This window comes from Chelativorans sp. J32 (assembly GCF_000518985.1).
Taxonomy (GTDB): Bacteria; Pseudomonadota; Alphaproteobacteria; order Rhizobiales; family Rhizobiaceae; genus Chelativorans.
Genome location: NZ_JAEQ01000001.1, coordinates 450,660 through 469,597 on the forward strand (window position 1 = coordinate 450,660; position 18,938 = coordinate 469,597).

Here is an 18,938-nt window from a genome sequence, read left to right on the forward strand (position 1 = left end):
CCTGAGTGAAGCGGCTGACGCAGCGTGACATCGCGCAACTGGCAGGGGTGAGCCAGGCGACCGTTTCGCTCGTGCTGAATGGCGGGGCCGACGCCGCCGACCGCATCCCGGAGGAGACGCGGCGGCGCGTCCAGAAGATCATCCAGGAAACCGGCTATGTGGCCGATCCCGTCGCCCGTCGCATGGCCAAGGGCCGCAACAACATCCTCGGCGTCTTCACCTATGAGCCCGCATTCCCCAGCGCGCAGGCCGATTTCTTCGCGCCCTTCCTGTTCGGCATCGAGGATGCGGCGCAGGCTCTCGGCTACGATCTTCTGCTGCTCACCGCCGCCGCGCGTGGGGAGGACGGGCGCAAGAGGATCTTCGACGAGAAGAATCGGCTGAGACTTGCCGACGGCTGTGTGGTGCTCGGGCGGGATTTCGACCGCGCCGAGCTGGTTCGCCTCATGGCGGGCGATTTTCCCTTCGTCGCTGTCGGCCGCCGCGATGATGCGGGGGCTCCTGTGCCTTATGTCGGAGCTGACTACGCGGCAGCCACCGCCGGCCTGGTCGAGCGTGCAGCGGGTATGGGACACCGCACGCTTGCCTATGTCGGCCCTTCGGAGGGCCCCGAATCTACCGTCGACCGGTGGCGCGGCTTCGAGAGGGCGCTCGCCGAGCAGGCGGCGGAACTGGTGCTCCATATTCCTTTTGCCGGCGGTCCAGAACGGGAGACGCTGGAAAAAGTGCGCGCGAGCGGGGCTACGGCGGTCTTCTTCACTGAGCTCGCGGACGCCATTCCCTTCAAGCGGGCGGCGGTGGCTGCCGGCCTTTCGGTGCCGGGAGATCTCTCCATCGTCGTGCTGGGCAGCCATATCCGGCCCACCGATACCGGTACGCGCTTCACCACCTATGCCGTGCCGCGCGAGGAGATGGGGCGCCGGGCGACCGAGGTGCTCGTCGCCATGCTCGAAGAAAAGAGCGGCGTCCAGCAGGTACTGCTCAACTGCGAACCGGTCGAGGGCGAGACCCTCGGCCCCATTTCAAAATCCAAGGTGTGAATGTGAAGGAAATCTCGACGGATATTGCGGTCATCGGCGGTGGACTTGGTGGCGTGGCGGCCGCTCTCGGCGCGCTGCGCAGCGGGCGGCGCGTGGTGATGACCGAGGAGTTCGACTGGATCGGCGGCCAGATGACGAGCCAGGCCGTGCCGCCGGACGAGCACTCCTGGGTGGAGCAGTTCGGCGTCACCCGCAGTTATCAGGCATTGCGCCGGGGTATCCGCCAGTACTATCGCGACCATTATCCGCTCACCGAGGCTTCGCGCGCCTGGAGCGATCTCAATCCCGGCGCTGGCTGGGTGAGCCGGCTCTGCCACGAGCCGCGCGTCTCGCTTGCCGTCATGGAAGCCATGCTCGCGCCATATATCGGCGCGGGCCGCCTCACGATCCTGCAGCCTTATCGGCCGGTGGCGGCTGAGGTGGATGGTGACCGGGTGCGCTCCGTCACGCTGAAGCACCGCGACAGCGGCGAGAGGATTATTGTTACCGCGCCTTATTTCATCGACGCGACCGAGCTGGGCGACCTCCTGCCCATCACCGGCACGGATTATGTCACCGGTTTCGAAAGCCAGGCGGAGACGGGCGAGCCGAGCGCGCCCGCCGAGTCGCAGCCGGACAACCAGCAAGCCGTGTCGATCTGCTTTGCCGTCGACCATGTGGACGGCAACCATGTGATCGACAAGCCTGAGAACTACGATCATTGGCGCAGCGTCGAACCGGAGTTCTGGGGCGGGCCGCTGATCGGCTTCAAGGGGCCGCATCCGCGCACGCTGGAGATCGTGGAGCGCAGCTTCACGCCCAATCCGGACGACGATCCGCTTTTGGTAGATGCGGACCAGCGCCGCAACCCGGGCGACGCCAATCTCTGGACCTTCCGCCGCATTGCTGCGCGCCGCAATTTCGTGCCGGGTTTCTACGAATCCGACATCTGTCTCGTGAACTGGCCGATGATCGACTATTTCGAGGCGCCGATCATCGATTGCAGCGAGGAGGAGTACCAGAAGAGGCTGAAGGCGGCCGCCGATCTCTCTTACGCCGTATTCTATTGGCTGCAAACGGAAGCACCGCGCGCCGATGGGGGGCAGGGCTTTCCGGGCCTGCGCCTGCGGGGCGATATCACCGGCACGGACCATGGGTTGGCGATGGCGCCCTATATCCGCGAGAGCCGCCGCATCCGCGCCGTGACCACGATCGTGGAACAGGACCTTTCCTATGCCGTGCGGGGCGAGGCGGGCGCCGTCAATTACCGCGATAGCATCGGCGTCGGCATGTATCGGATCGATCTGCATCCTTCGACGGGCGGCGACAACTATATCGACGTGGCCTCATGCCCATTCGAGATTCCGCTCGGCGCGCTCCTTCCCCGGCGCATGAAGAACCTGCTGCCGGCGAGCAAGAACATAGGCACGACGCATATCACCAATGGCTGCTACCGGCTTCATCCGGTCGAATGGAATATCGGCGAAGTGGCAGGATTGCTCGCCGCCTGGTGCCTGGAAAAAGGCACGACGCCGCACGCCGTGCAGGCAGGTGACGGCAGGCTCGCGGATTTCCAGGCGCTGCTCTATCGCGAGGGCATCGAGATCCGTTGGCCCGAGGTCAAGGGTTACTGAGAACGATCATCATTGTGGAGGAGATCATGAAACGCTTTGCCTACCTGAAATCCGCGACGGCAGCACTGGCAGTGGCCGCGCCGGTGCTCTTCTCGGGCGCAGCACTCGCCCAGGATGCGGTCAACCTGCGCATGACCATCTGGAGCGCGAACGAGGCTCATCTCAACCTGTTCAACGAGATCGCGGCCGACTTCAAGAAAGAGCACCCGAATGTCACCGTCACCTACGACTCGCTGCCGTTCGACACCTATATGACCACGCTCACCACCCAGATCGCCGGTGGCAACGCGCCCGATCTCGCCTGGATCTTCGAAACGGGCGCGGCCGATTTCGTGAGTTCCGGCGCGCTTTATCCGCTGACGGAGACGTTCGAGGCGACCGAGGGCTACAATCTAGGCGAAGTTTCCGAAGGCGCCACGGCAATCTGGCAGCAGGATGGCACGCTTTACGCCTATCCCTTCTCGACATCGCCCTTCGGCATCTTCGTCAACAACGATTTGATTCGTGCGGCAGGGCAAACGACGCCGGCCGAGCTGATCGCCGCCGGCGAATGGACCTGGGACAAGGCGATGGAGGTGGCGGCTGCATCCGCCAAGGACGGAAAAGCGGGCCTCATCGTCCGCGATTTCAATTACCAGATGTGGCAGAATCTTGCCTCGATCTGGCGCGGCTGGGGCGCGGCACCCTGGAGCCAGGATGGCGCGACCTGCACCTTCGCGGAGCAGCCGATGGTCGAGGCGATGACCTTCATCCATGACGCGATCTTCGACAAGCATGCGATGCCCGGACCCGGCGAGGATGTCGATTTCTTCGCCGGCAATGCGGCGATGACGATCACGCAGATCTCCCGCGCTTCGCTGCTGCCCAAGGGCGAGGATGCCTTCGAATGGGATCTGGTGCCATTGCCGCAGGGGCCTGCCGGCGAATATGCGCTGATCGGCCAGGCCGGGATCGGCGTCTTCCAGTCCGGTAAGAACGCGGAGACAGCTGCGCAATTCCTCGCCTTCATGACAAATCCGGCGAATTCCGCGAAGCTGGCGCAGTTCTTCCCCTCCGCGCGGCAGTCGCTCCTCAATGTGGCGGCGCTCAGCAAGACCAACCCACTCCTTTCGCCCGAGCAGCTCGAGACGGTGGTGATCAAAGGCATCGCCACAGGAACGGTGATCCCTGGGCATACGGACTTCGCGCAGATCCAACAGACCGTGCGCGCCGAGCTCGATGCGCTCTGGCGGCCGGATGCCGATGTGAAGGCGGTGCTGGAATCCGTCTGCAGCCGCATCAGCCCGCTGCTTTGAGCGAGTAGGCCAGTATGAGCACCGTCGCGGCGAACGGAACCCCTGCCAAGGAACGGAAGGTGGCGCGCAAGCGCCCCTTCTGGACCATGGAGCGCCGCGACAGCCTGGCCGGCTATCTCTTCATTGCGCCGCAACTCGCCGGGATCATCACTTTTGTGCTGATCCCGCTGGGACTCGTGTTCTGGTATTCCATGCACGAGTGGAACGTGCTTGGTGCGCGGTTCAATTATGTCGGCAGCAGGAACTATGAACAGCTCCTGTCGGACCCGGCTCTCCTAGAAGTCCTTGGCGCAACCGGGATTTTCTCGGCGGGTCTGGTGGTATTCAACCTGAGCCTTGCACTTCTGCTTGCGGTCCTGCTCGACCAGAAGCTCAAGGGCATCACGGTCTACCGCACGCTCTTCTTCTCCCCCGTCGTCGTGTCGCTCGTCGCCTGGACGATTGTCTGGCGCTTCCTGCTGCAGAACAATGGCGGCATCAACTCGATCCTCCTGCTTACGGGCGTCGAGGGGCCCAACTGGCTCAGGAACCCCACAACGGCGATGATTTCGGTGATCGTGGTGCAGGTGTTCAAGAATGTGGGCTTGAACATGGTGCTGTTCCTGGCGGCGCTTCAGGGCGTGCCGAGAGAGCTCTATGAGGCCGCACGGGTGGATGGCGCACCGCGCTTCAAGCAGTTCCGGCGAATCACCCTGCCGATGATCAGCCCGACCATCCTGCTCACCTCCATCATCACCATTGTGGGTTCGCTGCAGGTCTTCGCCCAAATTGCCGTGCTCACGCAGGGCGGGCCGGGAATGTCAACGACGGTGCTGGTCTATTACCTCTACCAGCAGGCCTTTCAGTTCCACCGCTTCGGCTATGGCTCTACGCTGTCGATCCTGCTTTTCGTGATCGTCGCGGTGCTGACTTTCGTACAATGGCAGATGCGCAGGAGGCTCGTTTTCTATGAGAGGTGAGCTTTCTCCCGGCGCCAAGGTCGCGATCTACGGCCTGATGAGCGTGCTCCTCATCCCCTTCGTCTTTCCGACCTGGTGGATGATTACCTCGTCCGTGAAGCCGATCTCCGACATCTTCGCCTTCCCGCCAGATCTGATTCCGCGCCGCGTCGATTTCAGCACCTATGCCAAGGTGTTCGAGCTTCAGCCTTTCGCTCGGCAATACTGGAACTCCGCCTATATCGCGGCAGTGGTGACGGCCGGGACGATGCTGTTTTCATCGATGGCGGGCTACGCCTTCGCCCGCATCCGCTTTCCCTTTGCGAATGCGCTGTTCATGGTCGTGCTGCTGGGGCTTCTCATACCCTCGGAAGTGACGATCGTGCCCTTGTTCCAGATGTTCCTCGCCTGGGACATGATCAACACGCATTGGCCGCTGATTCTGGTGCCTATTTTCGGCGCGCCCTCGGTCTTTGCCACTTTCGTGATGCGCCAGTTCTTCATTGCCCTTCCCGCCGAGTTGGAAGAGGCTGCACGCGTGGACGGGCTGGGGCGCTTCAAGATATTCTGGACCATTGCGCTGCCGCTTGCACGCCCGGCGCTCGCCGCAGTCGGTATCTTCACCTTCCTGCACAGCTGGAACCTTTATCTGGAGCCGATCGTCTTCCTCTCGTCTCCGGAAATGTTTACGCTGCCTCAGGCTCTCACGCAGTACACCGACGCCTATGGCGGCGCGATGTGGAACATTCAGCTTGCCGCCGCGACGCTCACCGCCGTTCCCGTGCTCATCGTCTTTATCATAGCCCAGAAGCAGTTCGTGGAAGGGCTCGCCCACACCGGTCTCAAAGGCTGATCCATGGCTTCAGTCACGCTTTCCAAACTTCGCAAGAGCTACGGCAGGATGGATGTCATCCACGGTGTAGATGTCGAGATTGCAGATGGCGAATTCGTCGTTCTGGTCGGCCCTTCGGGATGCGGAAAGTCCACGCTTCTGCGCATGATCGCCGGGCTTGAGAGTATCACCGGCGGCGAGGTCCTGATAGGCGACCGGGTGGTGAACGATCTTGAGCCCAAGGACCGTGACATCGCCATGGTCTTCCAGAACTATGCGCTTTATCCGCACATGACCGTGGCCGCCAATATGGGCTTCTCGCTGGAGCATCGCGGCACCCCAAAGGCCGAAATCGCAAAGCGCGTGAAATGGGCGGCGGAAATCCTGGGCCTCGACGAAATGCTCGAGCGCTATCCGCGCCAGCTTTCCGGCGGCCAGCGTCAGCGCGTGGCGATGGGGAGGGCGATCGTGCGCGACCCGCAGGTCTTCCTTTTCGACGAGCCGCTTTCCAATCTGGACGCAAAGCTTCGCGTCGTCATGCGGGGCGAGATCAAGAGCCTGCACCAGCGGTTGAAGACCACCACGGTCTACGTCACGCATGACCAGGTCGAAGCCATGACCATGGCGGACAAGATCGTGGTTCTCAATGGTGGCCGGGTCGAACAGATCGGAGCGCCGCTAGAGCTCTATGACCGGCCGGCGAACAAGTTCGTGGCCGGCTTCATCGGTTCGCCTGCCATGAATTTCATCCCCGGCCAAATCACCGCGAGCGGCTTCGCCGCCGATGGCGCACTGCTGCCGCTGCCGGAGGCGGCTCATGATCTTCCCCCGCGCCCCATGCTCTACGGCATTCGCCCGGAACACTTCGCCCTTACGTCTGAGGGCCTCGCCGCCACGGTCGAACTCGTCGAGCCCATGGGATCGGAGACGCAGGTAACCATGCGCCTTGGAGGAACGCCGGTGATCGGGGCCTTCCGCGAGCGTGTACGCGCCGAGCCCGGCGAAACGATCCGCGTCCGGCCGGAGATCGCTTCGGTTCATCTCTTCGATAGCGATTCAGGCAAGCGCGCGAACTAGGTGGTTTTTCGTATAGCCTGATAAGTTAGGCTGCCTTTATTCAGCTGAGCGGGCGTTTTGCTTGCGACGTGAATACTCTGCCGTGCCGGTTGATTTTCCGCCGGTTCTGACAAGATGCTTATTTGTCTATGACCCCTGATGTCAGTGTAGCAATATAATGTCGTCGAGCGGCATATAACGTCCGCGGCGGCTATGCGAAAATTACCGGGGGCGTTCTGCCCTTGGTGCGTCAATCGGTACATCGGCGGTCGCCCCGCTTGAGCATGAAGCTCATCGTCGGATCGTGCCCGCCAACCAATGCTGGTTCTTCAGCAAAGAGATGCGGGAATGCTGCCGTCAAAGCCCTGATTGGTCAAGCGTATGTCCCCGGTTCTGCTTGTAAACGCGTTTCAGCACAGTCGATCGTTGATGGCGCGCGCTGCGTTCAGAGCGCCCAAGCCCATTTTGAGGACGTTATGAAAGCCACTGCATATCTGAAGCTGAGCGGTTCATTGATTGCTCTTACCGCGGCAGCAGTTTCGCAAGCCGATGCTCAAACAACTGCTACGGGTTGGACTGGAGGTAGTTCTTTTCACACGAACGCACCTACCGCCGGCGGCGCCGGTGGGGGCACGCCGATAATCGGCGATAATCTTTGGCATAACCCTCTTAACTGGGGAGGAGGCACGCCGAACGCTGGTGTCGACGTCAGCATTGGGCTCGCAACGCGGGATCAATATTACGTTCGGTACTCCTGTAATGGGCCCGGGCCCGCCCCCGATCTGGATTGGTGCGAAAACATCTACGATTCTCTAAGACCCGGCAGTGGCTGGGATCAGGTCATGCTCACGGGCCAAGCAGGAAATGCCCGAAACCTCTATATAGGCCTCGCTGGGGACCGTGGTCTGAAATACAACTCCGGTGGCCCGGGGCATCTAACCAACGAGAGCAGTCTGACCGTCATCCAGAATATGGTCGTGGGTCAGACCGGTGTCGGCACGTATATCGCGACCGGCACCACGACTGTTGGTGGCAATGTTGTGATTGGAGGGGAGGGGAACGGTACTGTCACGAACACCAATAGGATGGATGTCGGTGGTAACCTTACGGTGGGTGCAAATGCCAAGGGTACTCTCAACAATACCGATATCGTCGAGGTCAAAGGCGACATAACCGTAGGCCAGAGCGCGCAAGGCGTGTTTGCGAATACAGGCGGTACGGTCACGGCGGAAGGGAACTTCATCGTCGGTTTTGAGGCGGAGGGTGAGTTCACTAACAGCGGCACAGTCACGGTGGGTCGGAATTTCACGGTAGGCGAATCTGGCCAGGGAACGGTCAACAACAACGACGCTGGCACGATCGCCGTCACCGGGAACACCGCCATCGGCGAGAATGCGGCGGGCATCGGTGCTATCACGCTGAGAAATACCAGCAGCCTCACCACCGGTGGGACCATGATGGTGGGTGAACATGGAAAGGGCACACTCGTCATCGGAACTGAAGCGAGGGCCGAAACCACCGGCAGGGTAACGCTCGGCACTAGCGTTTCTGGAATAGGCATAGTCAGCAATAGTGGCACGATGATCAATCATGACAAGATGGTGGTGGGCGCGATGGGGCAAGGGCGGCTCCTCACGTCTAGCAATGCTACCACAATCACAACCGGCGATGTCGTAGTTGGCGAAACAGCCACCGGTAAAGGTTTTGTCGCCGTCCGGGGCGGCACGATGGATAATGCCGGGCGCCTCGACATCGGTGACCAGGGCGAGGGTTATATGATCGTCCACGACGGTGCCCGCGTCACCGATAGGGAAAGCGTCGTAGGGCGGCAGCGAGGTGGCAAGGGCTATGTGCTCGTTTCCGACGCGACCAGCATCTGGGACAGTCAATACTCGCTGACCTTGGGTGGCGAAGCCGAGTCTATCGGCATTCTCACCATCAACAATGATGGCGAGGTACAGATCAGGCAGGGCTACGGGACGCTCACCATTGCCGAGAAAGCAGGCTCGACCGGCATATTGAACATTGGCGGAGCCTATCCTCCAACCGGGCTGGGGTTCCCGATTGCTGCCGACGTGGCCGCTTATGTGAGTAGCAATTCACTCAACCAGGATGTCAATAGCCCGGCTCCACTCGCGGCGGGCACACTCGATGCAGCATTCGTGCAATTCGGCGCCGGCACTGGCACGGTCAATTTCAACCACACCGAGACGGAAGCGCAGGATTATCGCTTCAAGGCCGGATTCATCGGCTACGGCCAGATAAATCACTATGGAAATTTCACTGTTCTCGATGGGGACTCCTCCGCCTTCACAGGCAATGCGCATGTCTTGAACGGGACTCTGGTGATCAACAATATATTCGCGGGATCCGCCACGGTGGATCTAAACGGCATCCTGCGTATAGGCGACCGGAATGGGCTGACGGGAGAGGTACGGAACAACATCGTCAACAACGGCATAGTTCAGTTCAACCGCGCCGACACATCGCGCTACGCCGGCGTCATAAGCGGCATTGGCGCGGTCGAGCAGATTGGAACTGGTACAACGGTGCTCACGGGCGAGAACACTTATACCGGCCAGACGCGCATCCAGAACGGAACACTTCAGCTCGGCGACGGCGGCACAACGGGCTCCATCGACCATACCTCCGTCGTCATGATCGACGCCGCTGGCACACTGGCCTTCAACCGGTCGGACATCAAGGTTTTCGACCGCACCATCACAGGAACAGGCCAGATCGCGCAGATCGGCACGGGTCTCACGCGACTGACGGCCGACAATTCGGGATTTACCGGCCGGACCCGTATCGATGCGGGCACTCTTTCCGTAAATGGCAGGCTCGGAGGCACCGTGGACGTGAACGACACCGGCACGCTTGAAGGATTGGGCCAGGTGGGAACGACCACCGTTCGCAAAGGCGGCACCATAGCACCGGGCAACTCCACCGATCCCAACATGCAGAGGATCGGCACCCTCACCATCGCCGGAAACCTCGTTCAGGAAGCAGGTTCCTTCTATAAAACCGATGTGCTTTCGACAGGGCAGTCCGATCTGATACACGTAACAGGCACCGCCGCGATATCGAACGACGCTGTCCTGCACGTTACGAAAGTCGATCCTGCCCGATATGAGCTTGAGCAGCGCTATACCGTGCTTACGGCTGACGGAGGTGTAACCGGCGATTACATATTGGCCGGCGACACCTTCGTTTCGACTTTCTATCGTCTGGAAGACCACTATGACGCAAACAATGTCTATCTCGATGTGGCCCAGTACCGTTTGTTCCCGGAGGCAGGCCGGACACGCAACCAGATCGCCGCGGCAACGGGCGCACAGGAGCTGAAGGCGGCGCGCGATGCCTATGGTCGCCCCACCAATCCCTTGTTCCGCGCGATCGCCTATCTGCCGACGGACGAAGAGGCGCGCTATGCCTTCGATCAGATTTCAGGTGAGATCTACGCTTCCGTGCAGGGTGCGATGCTTGAGGAAAGCCGTATGGTTCGCGATGTGATGGGAGACCGCATTCGCAGGGCTTTTGGCGACAATGAGGAGAAGATCGTCGGCTATATTCCCGGGATCGACATCAAGGATCCCACGCCGCAGCCTGTCTATGGCAATGATCAGGAAGGCCCGGTCATCTGGGCGCGGGGCTTTGGCAATTGGGGCGCGATCGACGGCGACGGCAACGCAGCCCGGCTCGAGCGGGATGGCCGCGGCCTCTTTGTCGGCGCGGATATGCCGTTCCTCGATGTCTTCCGTATCGGTTTGCTGGCAGGCTATGACCGCACCGATTACGATGTCGCGGAGCGAAATTCGAGCGCCGCAAGCAACAACTACCACATCGGGGTATACGGCGGCGCGGAATGGTGGAAGCTCGCACTTCAGCTGGGTGCGGCTTATACTTGGCACAAGGCCGAGGTGTCGCGCCAGATCGTGTTCCCGGGCTTTGCAGAGAGCGCCAGTTCCGAATTTGACGCGGGAACGGCTCAAATCTACGGCGACCTGAATTACACCTTCCATCCGGCTGGCCTGCCGAGCCTGCGTCTCCAGCCATTCCTCGGCCTTGCCTATGTGAACAACAAGCAAGGCAGCTATGACGAGGTCGGCGGATATGCGGCTCTCTACGGTGGGGCCGATCAGTCTCTTGGTTTGGGCTACGGCACTCTCGGTCTGCGGGCGGCGCGGGAATTCGAGATATATGAAATGCAATTGACGCTGCACGGCATGGCGGCTTGGCGTCGTGCGTTCAGCGATGTCGAACCGTCGGCCACGCATCGCTTCGACGGCAGCAGCATGTTTACGGTCTTCGGTACGCCCCAGGCTGTTGATGCCGGTATTCTCGAAATCGGCCTCGATGCCAATCTCAGCGAGCACTGGGGCATAGGTATGTCCTATGCCGGCCAGTACACCAATGATGTCAAGTTTCATAACCTCCGCGGTGACCTGAATTACAGATGGTGAAACGGTGCGGTCATGGATTCCGTCGCAAGAAAATCCCCGGCTCAGGCTGGGGATTTTTCTTCATGGCTCTTTACTGAACTTAACCGTTCCGCCCCTTGGCGGCGGCTTCCAAGCCCGCGATGTCAATCTTGACCATCTTCAGCATGGCCTCCGACACGCGCTTCACCTTGGCAGGGTCTTCATCCTTCATGAGTTCGCCAAGGCGCTTCGGCACGATCTGCCAAGACAACCCCCAGCGGTCCTTTAGCCACCCGCACTGCTCGATCGATCCTCCCTGCCTGAGCGCGTCCCAGAGCCGGTCGACTTCGGCTTGGTGTCGCATTCGACCATGATGGAGAAGCTGTGATTGAATGGATCCAGCGGACCGGCCTCGATCGCCATGTAATTCTGGTCGCCAAGCGTGAATTCCGCAATCTTGACGCTGCCGGGAGGACCGCTGGGCGTCTCAACCGGAAGAGCGGAGATGGAATTTACCGACGAGCCGGTGACAAGTGAGGTATAGAAGCGGATAGCCGCCTCCATGTCCTTCTCGAACCAGAGATGCTGCGTGACTTTCATGGCTTTTCCTTTCATTCCTTCCCAGCCGCTCACCGCATATTCCTAGGACGTGCCGAGGAGGGGCATCCCGACTCCGGGCATCCGGGAGCTTTTTTTTAACGAGCGATGACTATTGTTCGCCGCAACGAAACGGCCGGCGCTTTCGGGTGCGGGACAGGATATCCAACGGGGTGGGATGCAAACCGACGCGCCACAAGAACATTTGGGCTTTGTGGAGCGCCCGGCCGGGGTAGTGATCCTCGGCGGAGCCCATGGCACGCTCGCACTCGCCCGAAATCTAGGCCGAGCCGGGGTGCCCGTCTGGCTGGTAACGAATGACAATCCCTTGCCCAGGTGGTCACGCCACGTGCATCGCTCCCTTTCTTGGCCAGGAGCGGCAGATTCCAGCGCGGCAGCCTTTCTGCTGAAAGCTGCGGAAGAACACCGCCTGAGGGGGTTTCTCCTGATTCCCGCGGCAGATGCGGAGGTGCGCCTCGTTTCTCAGGCACGTGAAGCGCTTTCGGAGGCATATAGAATCATCCTCCCGAATTGGGATCGTCTTAGATGGATGTGCGAAAAGCCGCTCCTCTATCAGCGCGCCGCCGAGATCGGCGTGGATATTCCGCCCACTTACGCGTTCTCTTCGCTCGAGGAAGCGTCGCGAGCCGAAATCCGGTTTCCGGTGATCCTCAAGCCCAATATGGGCGGCGGCCGGGACCAGTTTTCACGCGCCAAGGTCATCCGCGCTGACGATAGGAGTTCGCTACTGGAAGCCTATCGCGCAGCGGCAGATCAGATCGGCTTCCCGAATGTGGTGGTCCAGGAATTGATACCCGGCGGGGGTGAAAGCCAGTTTTCCTATGCTGCCCTTTGGCACGAAGGCAGACCGGTGGCCGAGTTTGCAGCTCGCCGAAGAAGGCAGTTTCCGGTCGATTTCGGGTATACGAGCACTTTTGTGCAGGTGGTGGACGAGCCACGCGTGATCGAGGCCGCGCGCCGCATTCTGGCCTCCATCGATTATTGCGGCCTCGTGGAGGTGGAGTTCAAGCATGATAAGCGCGACGACAGGATGCGCGTGCTCGACGTCAATCCGCGCCCCTGGTCCTGGTTCGGGTTGGCAGCAGCGGCAGGTCTGGATCTGGGTGGCATGCTCTGGACCATTGCCGCGGGAGACAAAACGGGTGCGGACGGCGCGCGGCCGGGCGTATCCTGGATGTATCTGATCCGCGACGTCGCCGCGGGTTTACGGCTGATCTCTACCGGGCGCCTTTCGGTGCGCGAATACCTAGGTTCCTTTGCAGGCGTGCGGGCGTGGGCAACTTTCTCGCTTTCCGATCCGATACCGGCAATGGCCGATATTCCACTGACGGCGTGGCGTGTACTGACCCGGCGTTTCCTGAAGATCCAGTAAGCAGAGCGGAGCGATGCCCGACATTCCGGCAAGGCAGGCGCTGAAATACGCACTCATGCGAGGCGCTCTCGACCTGATCGCCTTTTCCGGCGCTCGCCGGGTCTACCCTTCGGCTGCCGGCCGGGGCGTAATCTTCACCCTGCACCACGTCCGCCCCGCGCGCGGGAGCGCTTACGACCCGAACGCGCTTCTGTCGGTAACGCCGGAATTCCTGGCGGTCGCGATAGAAGCCTCGTTGGAGGCCGGGTACGTTCCCGTTGCCGTCGAGGATCTGCCGAAGCTTCTTGCAGAGCCCTGTGACAAACGGCGGTTCGTCAGCTTCACGCTCGATGACGGCTATCGCAACAATGGGGAATATGCAGCGCCGGTATTCCGCAAATATGGCGTGCCTTACACCATCTTCATCACAGCCGGCTTCGTCGAGCGCACGCGCTCGCTGTGGTGGGAGACGGCGGCGCTCCTGACGGCGAATGAAGACTGTCTTACCTTCGATTTCGGCGCCGGGCCGGAAACGCTGGAGACAAAGACGGTCGCCCAGAAGCGGGCGGTCTTTGACCGCTTTGCCGCTTTTATCCAAACGGCTGACGAAGATATGGCTGTGGCCCGACTCGATGAACTTGCGGAGCGCTCAGGCATCGATCCGCTTGGCATAACTGCCGAACTGACCATGGACGCGCGCGAACTGCGCGAGCTGGCGAAAGATCCGTTGGTCCGTTTCGGCGCGCATACATTGACCCATGTCAATCTGCGCCGGGTCGGCGGACCACGCCTTGAGGAGGAACTGCAACTTTCCGCCGAGGCCGTGGAGGGATATGTAGGAAGATACCCAAGCGCCTTCGCTTATCCTTATGGCTTTGCTGCCGCCGTTGGTGAGCGCGAGATTGAAGCCGCTGCCAGTGCTGGCTTCGCAATCGCCGTAACGACTCAGCCAGGCGTGCTTGGGCCGGACACGCTGAACCGGCCGACCGGCGTCGGCCGCGTCTCGCTCAACGGCCATTTCCAGAAGAAGCGCTATGTGGACTCGCTTCTATCGGGGCTCGCCTTCAAGCTGATCTGAGGCGCGTGTCGCGCAACAGGCCTTCCGCTTCCAGCACCGGATAGGCAATGGCCGCCAGGAGCGCGTTGATCTGCTTCAGGTCACGGATCGTGTCCAGATGGATGGAACTCGTCTCCACGCTCTGTTCCGATCCTTGCCTCAGGCGCTCGAAATGCTGCTGGCTCAGCACCTTCTCGATTTCCCGCATCCGATCCTTCTCGGCGACGAGCCGATGCGCCGTGACGGGATCCTGAGTCACGAGAAGGTTGAAAGCAAGGCGTGCGTTCGAAAGCACAGCGGCATGGAAGCTCGAAAGCTCATGCCAGCCTTCGGGCGTGAAATCCACCTTGCGTTCCATTTTGCTCCGGACATGCGCAAGCAGGTTGCGGACGATGATGTCGCCCACCTGCTCGAGCTTAACGCAGGCGCTGAGCAGGTCTTGGCAGCGCCGTGCCTCTTCCTCGAACATATTCTCGCGGCTGATGCGGGCGAGGTATAGCTTGATTGCCGCATGGCGGCGGTCGAGCGTGTCATCGAGGTCCGCAAGCGCCTGGATCGCGTGCTTATCAGCTTCCCGATAGAGCTCGAGCACGCGCACGAGCATGAAGTCGACCGTGTCGCACATTCGCACGGCCTCGCGCGTGACATTGGCGAGCGCCTGTTGCGGATTGTCCAAGGCGGCCTCATCGAGGGCGCTGACTTCACTCAAAAGCGCGTTCTGCCTTTCCTCGGGCGTGGGCCCGGGGGAGAGAGCCACCAGCGCTTCCGTCGCCTTGAGCACCAGCCGGGAAAGCGGGATTCCGGCGAGCAGGATGAAGAGGTTGAACGCTATATGGGCATTGACCACCTGGTCTGCCGCGTTGCCGCCCAAGAGGCCGATCGGCGGCTTGATGAGGATGAATCCCACGAGCATCACAAGCGATCCGGCGCCGCGCATCAGGAGGTTTCCGAGCGGCACAACGCGGCATTCCGGACTGGAGCGCCGCGTGAGCATGGGGGCGATGAAGGAGCTCCCCAGATTGATGCCGAGCACCATCACGATGCCGAGTTCCGGCGAGACGATTCCACGCTCGGCAAAGGTGGCAAGCAACAGGACGGCCGCAATGCTGGAATGAAAGACATATGTCACCGCCGCAGCGATCAGGAAGGCGGTGATAGGGTCGTCGGAAAGGTAGCCGGCGATCAACGGGACCACCCGGCTCTGGCGAAGCGGCTCCGAGGCCTCGCCCATCATCTCCAGGGACAGGATCAAAAGGCCGACACCTACCAGAATGCGCCCGGACTGCCGCCATGCACGTCTTTCGGTGGTCATGAAGATCGCCGTGCCTGCCACGAGGCAGAGCGGCACGAGCAGCGCGAGATCGAAGCTCAGGATCTTGGTGACAAGCGCCGATCCCACCTCCGCCCCGCGCACTGCAAGGATCCCGGAAAGACCCGTCACGATGCCTGAGCCCGCGAACGATCCCACGAGGAGCGTTACGGCTGTGGAGCTTTGTAAAGCGACAGCGAGTGCGAGCCCGGTCGCCGCCGCAAGCAGCGGATGGCCCAGCGTGCGGCGCAGCCGCTGCTTCAGAAGCTCGCCATAGGCCCGCTCCACCCCAGAGCGGACCATGTGCGTAGCCCAGAGCAGCAGCGCGATCGCGCCTGCCATGTGCAAGAAGAAGACAGACCCGCTCATTCAGTATTTCCCCGTTCGTGCCAGCAAGAAGGCATTGGCAGGAAAGATTTTTCCCGCCTTGAAAACGCAGCTCGGCAAAGAAAGCTGCCGCTTCTTGAAAACATTTGACGACAGCTCCCATGCATGGGAGTGTACACGTGTACAATATAGAGGAAAGCGCCAGAAATAAAAGAATGCACACGTGCACATCTGTCATCTGACTGTCAGAGAAAGGCCCTAGGGAGGAAACTGGTTGGGCGGGTTCGCCACCAGTCCTGGTTGCTGCCTTTCGTCCGACAGGGAACGCAAGGAGGAACGTACGAGATGACGAAGCATCTTTTGAAATCCACTGTCGCGGCGGTCATGCTGGTATCGAGCGCAGGCCTGGCCTCGACGGAAGAGGTTAAGATCAGCGTCTGGTCGGGCGGGACGAGTCCCAACGACATCTACCGTGTCGATGCGATCGATATCGCAGCCGATCTCCTGGAGCGGGAAGCGGCCGTCCGTGGCGAAGACCTGCAGATCACGGTCGAGAAGAAACCCACCAATACTTGGGACGATTTCAAACAGGCGGTTACCCTCGCCGCCGAGGCCGGCAACGCGCCGAACATCCTCGTCACCGGCCACGAAGACATCGCGCCATGGGCGCAGGCCGGCCTCATCGTGCCGATCGAGGATTATGTCAATCTCGACGCCTGGCCGATCAACGACATCTACGAGAACCTTCTGGAAATATCGTCCTATGGCGGGGTGCTCTATGGCCTGCCGCAGGATGCCGAAGCGCGGCCCTTCTTCTTCTGGAAGGACTATATGCGCCAGATCGGCTACTTGGACGCGGACATCGACGCGCTTCCGGACAAGGTCCAGTCTGGAGAATACACCCTCGCCAATGTGCTTGAAGACGCCAAGAAGATGGTGGACCAGGGCCTGGTGCAGCAGGGCTATGGTTTCTACCCGCGCCCCAACAATGGTCCCGACTACTGGCAGTTTTACAAGAGCTTCGGCGGCGTGATGGAGGAGGACGGCAAGCTCGTCCTCGACAAGGCCGCCATGCAGAAATTCTACCAGTTCTTCGTGGATGCGGTGAATGCGGGCGTGACGCGCAAGAACCATATCGGCACGCCCAACGACCAATGGTGGGCCGAGGTGGCGAGCGGCAAGGCCGGCATTTGGCACGGCGGCACCTGGCATTATGCGCGCTATGTGAATCAGGAGGGCCTCAAGGACTTCTTCGGCAGCGTCGCCTTTTCGCTCATTCCTGCCGGCGATGGCGGCGAGCCGAACACCCTGACGCATCCGCTGGTCTATCTGCTCACTTCGGGTCATGACGAACGCGCAACGGCGATTGCCGCCGATCTCGTGAAGATCGCATCCGAGCCGCGCATCAATGCGCTGCATGCAGTGAAGTCCGCCCATCTCGGCATCACGAAGCAGGAGTCGAATATCGACATCTATGCCGACGACCGCTGGACGCGTGAGGCCACCGAGCGGCTGCTCCCGTACGCCAATGCGATGCCCAACAACGCGGATTTCGGCACCTACTGGAACGCGATGTGGAGCGGGCTGGAAGCTTCATGGACAGGGCAGAAAACGCCCGAGCAGGCGGTCAACGACCTGGAGGCCGAACTGAAGAACGGCCTCGGCGAGGCGATCGTCATTCGCTGAGATGAGCGCCTCACGCGATATCGTGGAAAGCGGCCCGGCACGCATCGGCACCCGGGCCGCCCCCGCTCGTCCGCGCTTTGCCTGGTTGAACAGCTCCAAAGGGCTCGGCCTGGTGCTGATCATGCCGGCGCTGTTGCTGGTGATCGCCTTTTTCCTTGCTCCGGTGATTCTGACCGGCGTGTTCGCCTTCACCAATATGAGCACGGCGACGGGGATCACCGGCGGAGCCTATCAGATCTCACCGGGCGCACTGCGCGTGCTCACCGACCGCTACGGCATGGGTGAACTTGCCGAGCGGCTGGGGCAGCCCACCTATGTCGTGGATGAGCAAGGTCTCGCCGCCCTCGCGGAAATGGAGATCGACCAGGACATCATCGACGGGCTGAAGCGCCGTCTAGGCGAGACTTTTTCCTCGCGCCGCGATTTCGAACGCGTCATACGCGACCTGCCGACAAGGCCCAATACCCGCACGGTCAAGCGCATTTCCGATGCTTTCAGCAGGTCGCTGGCCAATGCGCGGTTTGCAAGCGCGGGAGCGCTAATGTCCGCCGCGGAGGCAATCGATCCTGAACTCACGGACGACGAGAAGGCGGCGCTGCGGGAAGCGACCTATACGGGCTGGAGTTGGACCACCGACAATTTCCGTCGGCTTATCACATCCCCGCAGACGATGCGCATCCTCTTCAACACGATCTTCTTCGTGGCGGCGACGCTTTTGATCTTCAACACCGGCTTCGCGATGCTGCTGGCGATCGCCACCCACTACATTCCCGATCGCCCAGCCGGCATTTTCCGCATCATCTGGTTCCTGCCCCGTATCTCGCCGGCCGTGATCTATGTGCTTCTGTGGAAATGGCTGGCCTGGGATACCGGGTTCCTGAGCGCCTTCCTGGACAATTTCGGTATCAGGCCGCGCAACTGGATGCTGGACAGCGCCTTCAACGCCTGGGTGTTCGTCATCCTGATCAACGGCTTCGTCGGTGCGTCGATGGGGATGCTGATCTTTGCGTCGGCGATCAAGGCCATTCCCCAGTCGCTCTTCCATGCGGCAAGCGTCGATGGCGCCTATCGCTGGCAGCAGATCCGCCACATCATCCTGCCGCATCTGAAATGGCCGATCCTGTTCGTGACCTGCTATCAGACGCTTTCGCTCCTCACCTCGATCGAGCAGACGCTGCTTTCGACCGATGGCGGCCCCGGTGGGGCTACCGAGATCTGGTCGCTGGCGATCTATCACACCGCGCTCAACAATTATGCCGGCAACCTTCAATACGGTTACGGCGCGGCAATGGCGCTAGTGCTTGTAGTGATCGGCATCGTGCTGTCGCTTCTTTATCTGCGGCTCTTCAATTACCGCGCGCTGATCATCAAGCCGCGCATCGAGCATTGAGGGGG

General features: G+C 61.0%; 12 protein-coding genes and 1 pseudogene. 11 read left to right on the forward strand and 2 right to left on the reverse strand.

What is annotated here, in order from left to right:
* The first annotated feature begins 5 nt into the window (after nt 1-5).
* The 7 genes from CHEJ32_RS0102205 to CHEJ32_RS23705 all read left to right on the forward strand — a co-directional run bounded on the left by CHEJ32_RS0102205 (nt 6) and on the right by CHEJ32_RS23705 (nt 11,237).
* Nucleotides 6-1,040: a LacI family DNA-binding transcriptional regulator gene (locus tag CHEJ32_RS0102205; protein WP_028032378.1), complete on the forward strand. Its 1,035-nt coding sequence runs from the start codon at nt 6-8 to the stop codon at nt 1,038-1,040.
* 2 nt (nt 1,041-1,042) lie between these two features.
* Complete coding sequence (locus CHEJ32_RS0102210; protein WP_028032379.1) at nt 1,043-2,653, forward strand: FAD-dependent oxidoreductase; 1,611 nt, start codon at nt 1,043-1,045, stop codon at nt 2,651-2,653.
* 26 nt (nt 2,654-2,679) lie between these two features.
* Nucleotides 2,680-3,948: a sugar ABC transporter substrate-binding protein gene (locus CHEJ32_RS0102215; RefSeq protein WP_028032380.1), complete on the forward strand. Its 1,269-nt coding sequence runs from the start codon at nt 2,680-2,682 to the stop codon at nt 3,946-3,948.
* Nucleotides 3,949-4,034: 86 nt separating this feature from the next.
* On the forward strand, nt 4,035-4,907 hold the full coding sequence (locus tag CHEJ32_RS0102220) for a carbohydrate ABC transporter permease (protein ID WP_198023808.1): 873 nt from the start codon (nt 4,035-4,037) through the stop codon (nt 4,905-4,907).
* Complete coding sequence (locus CHEJ32_RS0102225; protein ID WP_028032382.1) at nt 4,897-5,739, forward strand: carbohydrate ABC transporter permease; 843 nt, start codon at nt 4,897-4,899, stop codon at nt 5,737-5,739. Before CHEJ32_RS0102220 ends, CHEJ32_RS0102225 begins: the two co-directional genes overlap by 11 nt.
* A gap of 3 nt (nt 5,740-5,742) precedes the next feature.
* Nucleotides 5,743-6,795 carry an ABC transporter ATP-binding protein gene (locus CHEJ32_RS0102230; RefSeq protein ID WP_028032383.1) on the forward strand — a complete coding sequence of 351 codons (1,053 nt, stop codon included), beginning with the start codon at nt 5,743-5,745 and terminating at the stop codon, nt 6,793-6,795.
* An 821-nt stretch (nt 6,796-7,616) separates the two neighbouring features.
* Entirely contained in the window at nt 7,617-11,237 is a 3,621-nt protein-coding gene (locus CHEJ32_RS23705; protein ID WP_028032384.1) for an autotransporter domain-containing protein, read from the forward strand.
* Nucleotides 11,238-11,316: 79 nt separating this feature from the next.
* Here the strand turns inward: CHEJ32_RS23705 and CHEJ32_RS23710 are convergent.
* A pseudogene (locus tag CHEJ32_RS23710) lies at nt 11,317-11,795 on the reverse strand (VOC family protein).
* Between the two features lie 547 nt (nt 11,796-12,342).
* Here CHEJ32_RS23710 and CHEJ32_RS27610 point away from each other — a divergent pair.
* Nucleotides 12,343-13,185, forward strand: a complete 843-nt coding sequence (locus CHEJ32_RS27610; protein WP_245260920.1) for an ATP-grasp domain-containing protein — start codon at nt 12,343-12,345, stop codon at nt 13,183-13,185.
* A 13-nt stretch (nt 13,186-13,198) separates the two neighbouring features.
* Nucleotides 13,199-14,242, forward strand: a complete 1,044-nt coding sequence (locus CHEJ32_RS27615; protein WP_028032386.1) for a polysaccharide deacetylase family protein — start codon at nt 13,199-13,201, stop codon at nt 14,240-14,242.
* Here the strand turns inward: CHEJ32_RS27615 and CHEJ32_RS0102255 are convergent.
* Complete coding sequence (locus CHEJ32_RS0102255; protein ID WP_028032387.1) at nt 14,229-15,899, reverse strand: Na/Pi cotransporter family protein; 1,671 nt, start codon at nt 15,897-15,899, stop codon at nt 14,229-14,231. The genes CHEJ32_RS27615 and CHEJ32_RS0102255 overlap by 14 nt on opposite strands.
* A 303-nt stretch (nt 15,900-16,202) precedes the next feature.
* On the opposite strand from CHEJ32_RS0102255, the gene CHEJ32_RS0102260 reads away from it, so the two are divergent.
* Nucleotides 16,203-17,543 (forward strand): extracellular solute-binding protein, encoded by a 1,341-nt coding sequence (locus CHEJ32_RS0102260; RefSeq protein ID WP_028032388.1) that lies wholly within the window; start codon nt 16,203-16,205, stop codon nt 17,541-17,543.
* An 85-nt stretch (nt 17,544-17,628) separates the two neighbouring features.
* On the forward strand, nt 17,629-18,933 hold the full coding sequence (locus tag CHEJ32_RS0102265; protein ID WP_028032389.1) for a carbohydrate ABC transporter permease: 1,305 nt from the start codon (nt 17,629-17,631) through the stop codon (nt 18,931-18,933).
* Nucleotides 18,934-18,938: the final 5 nt, after the last annotated feature.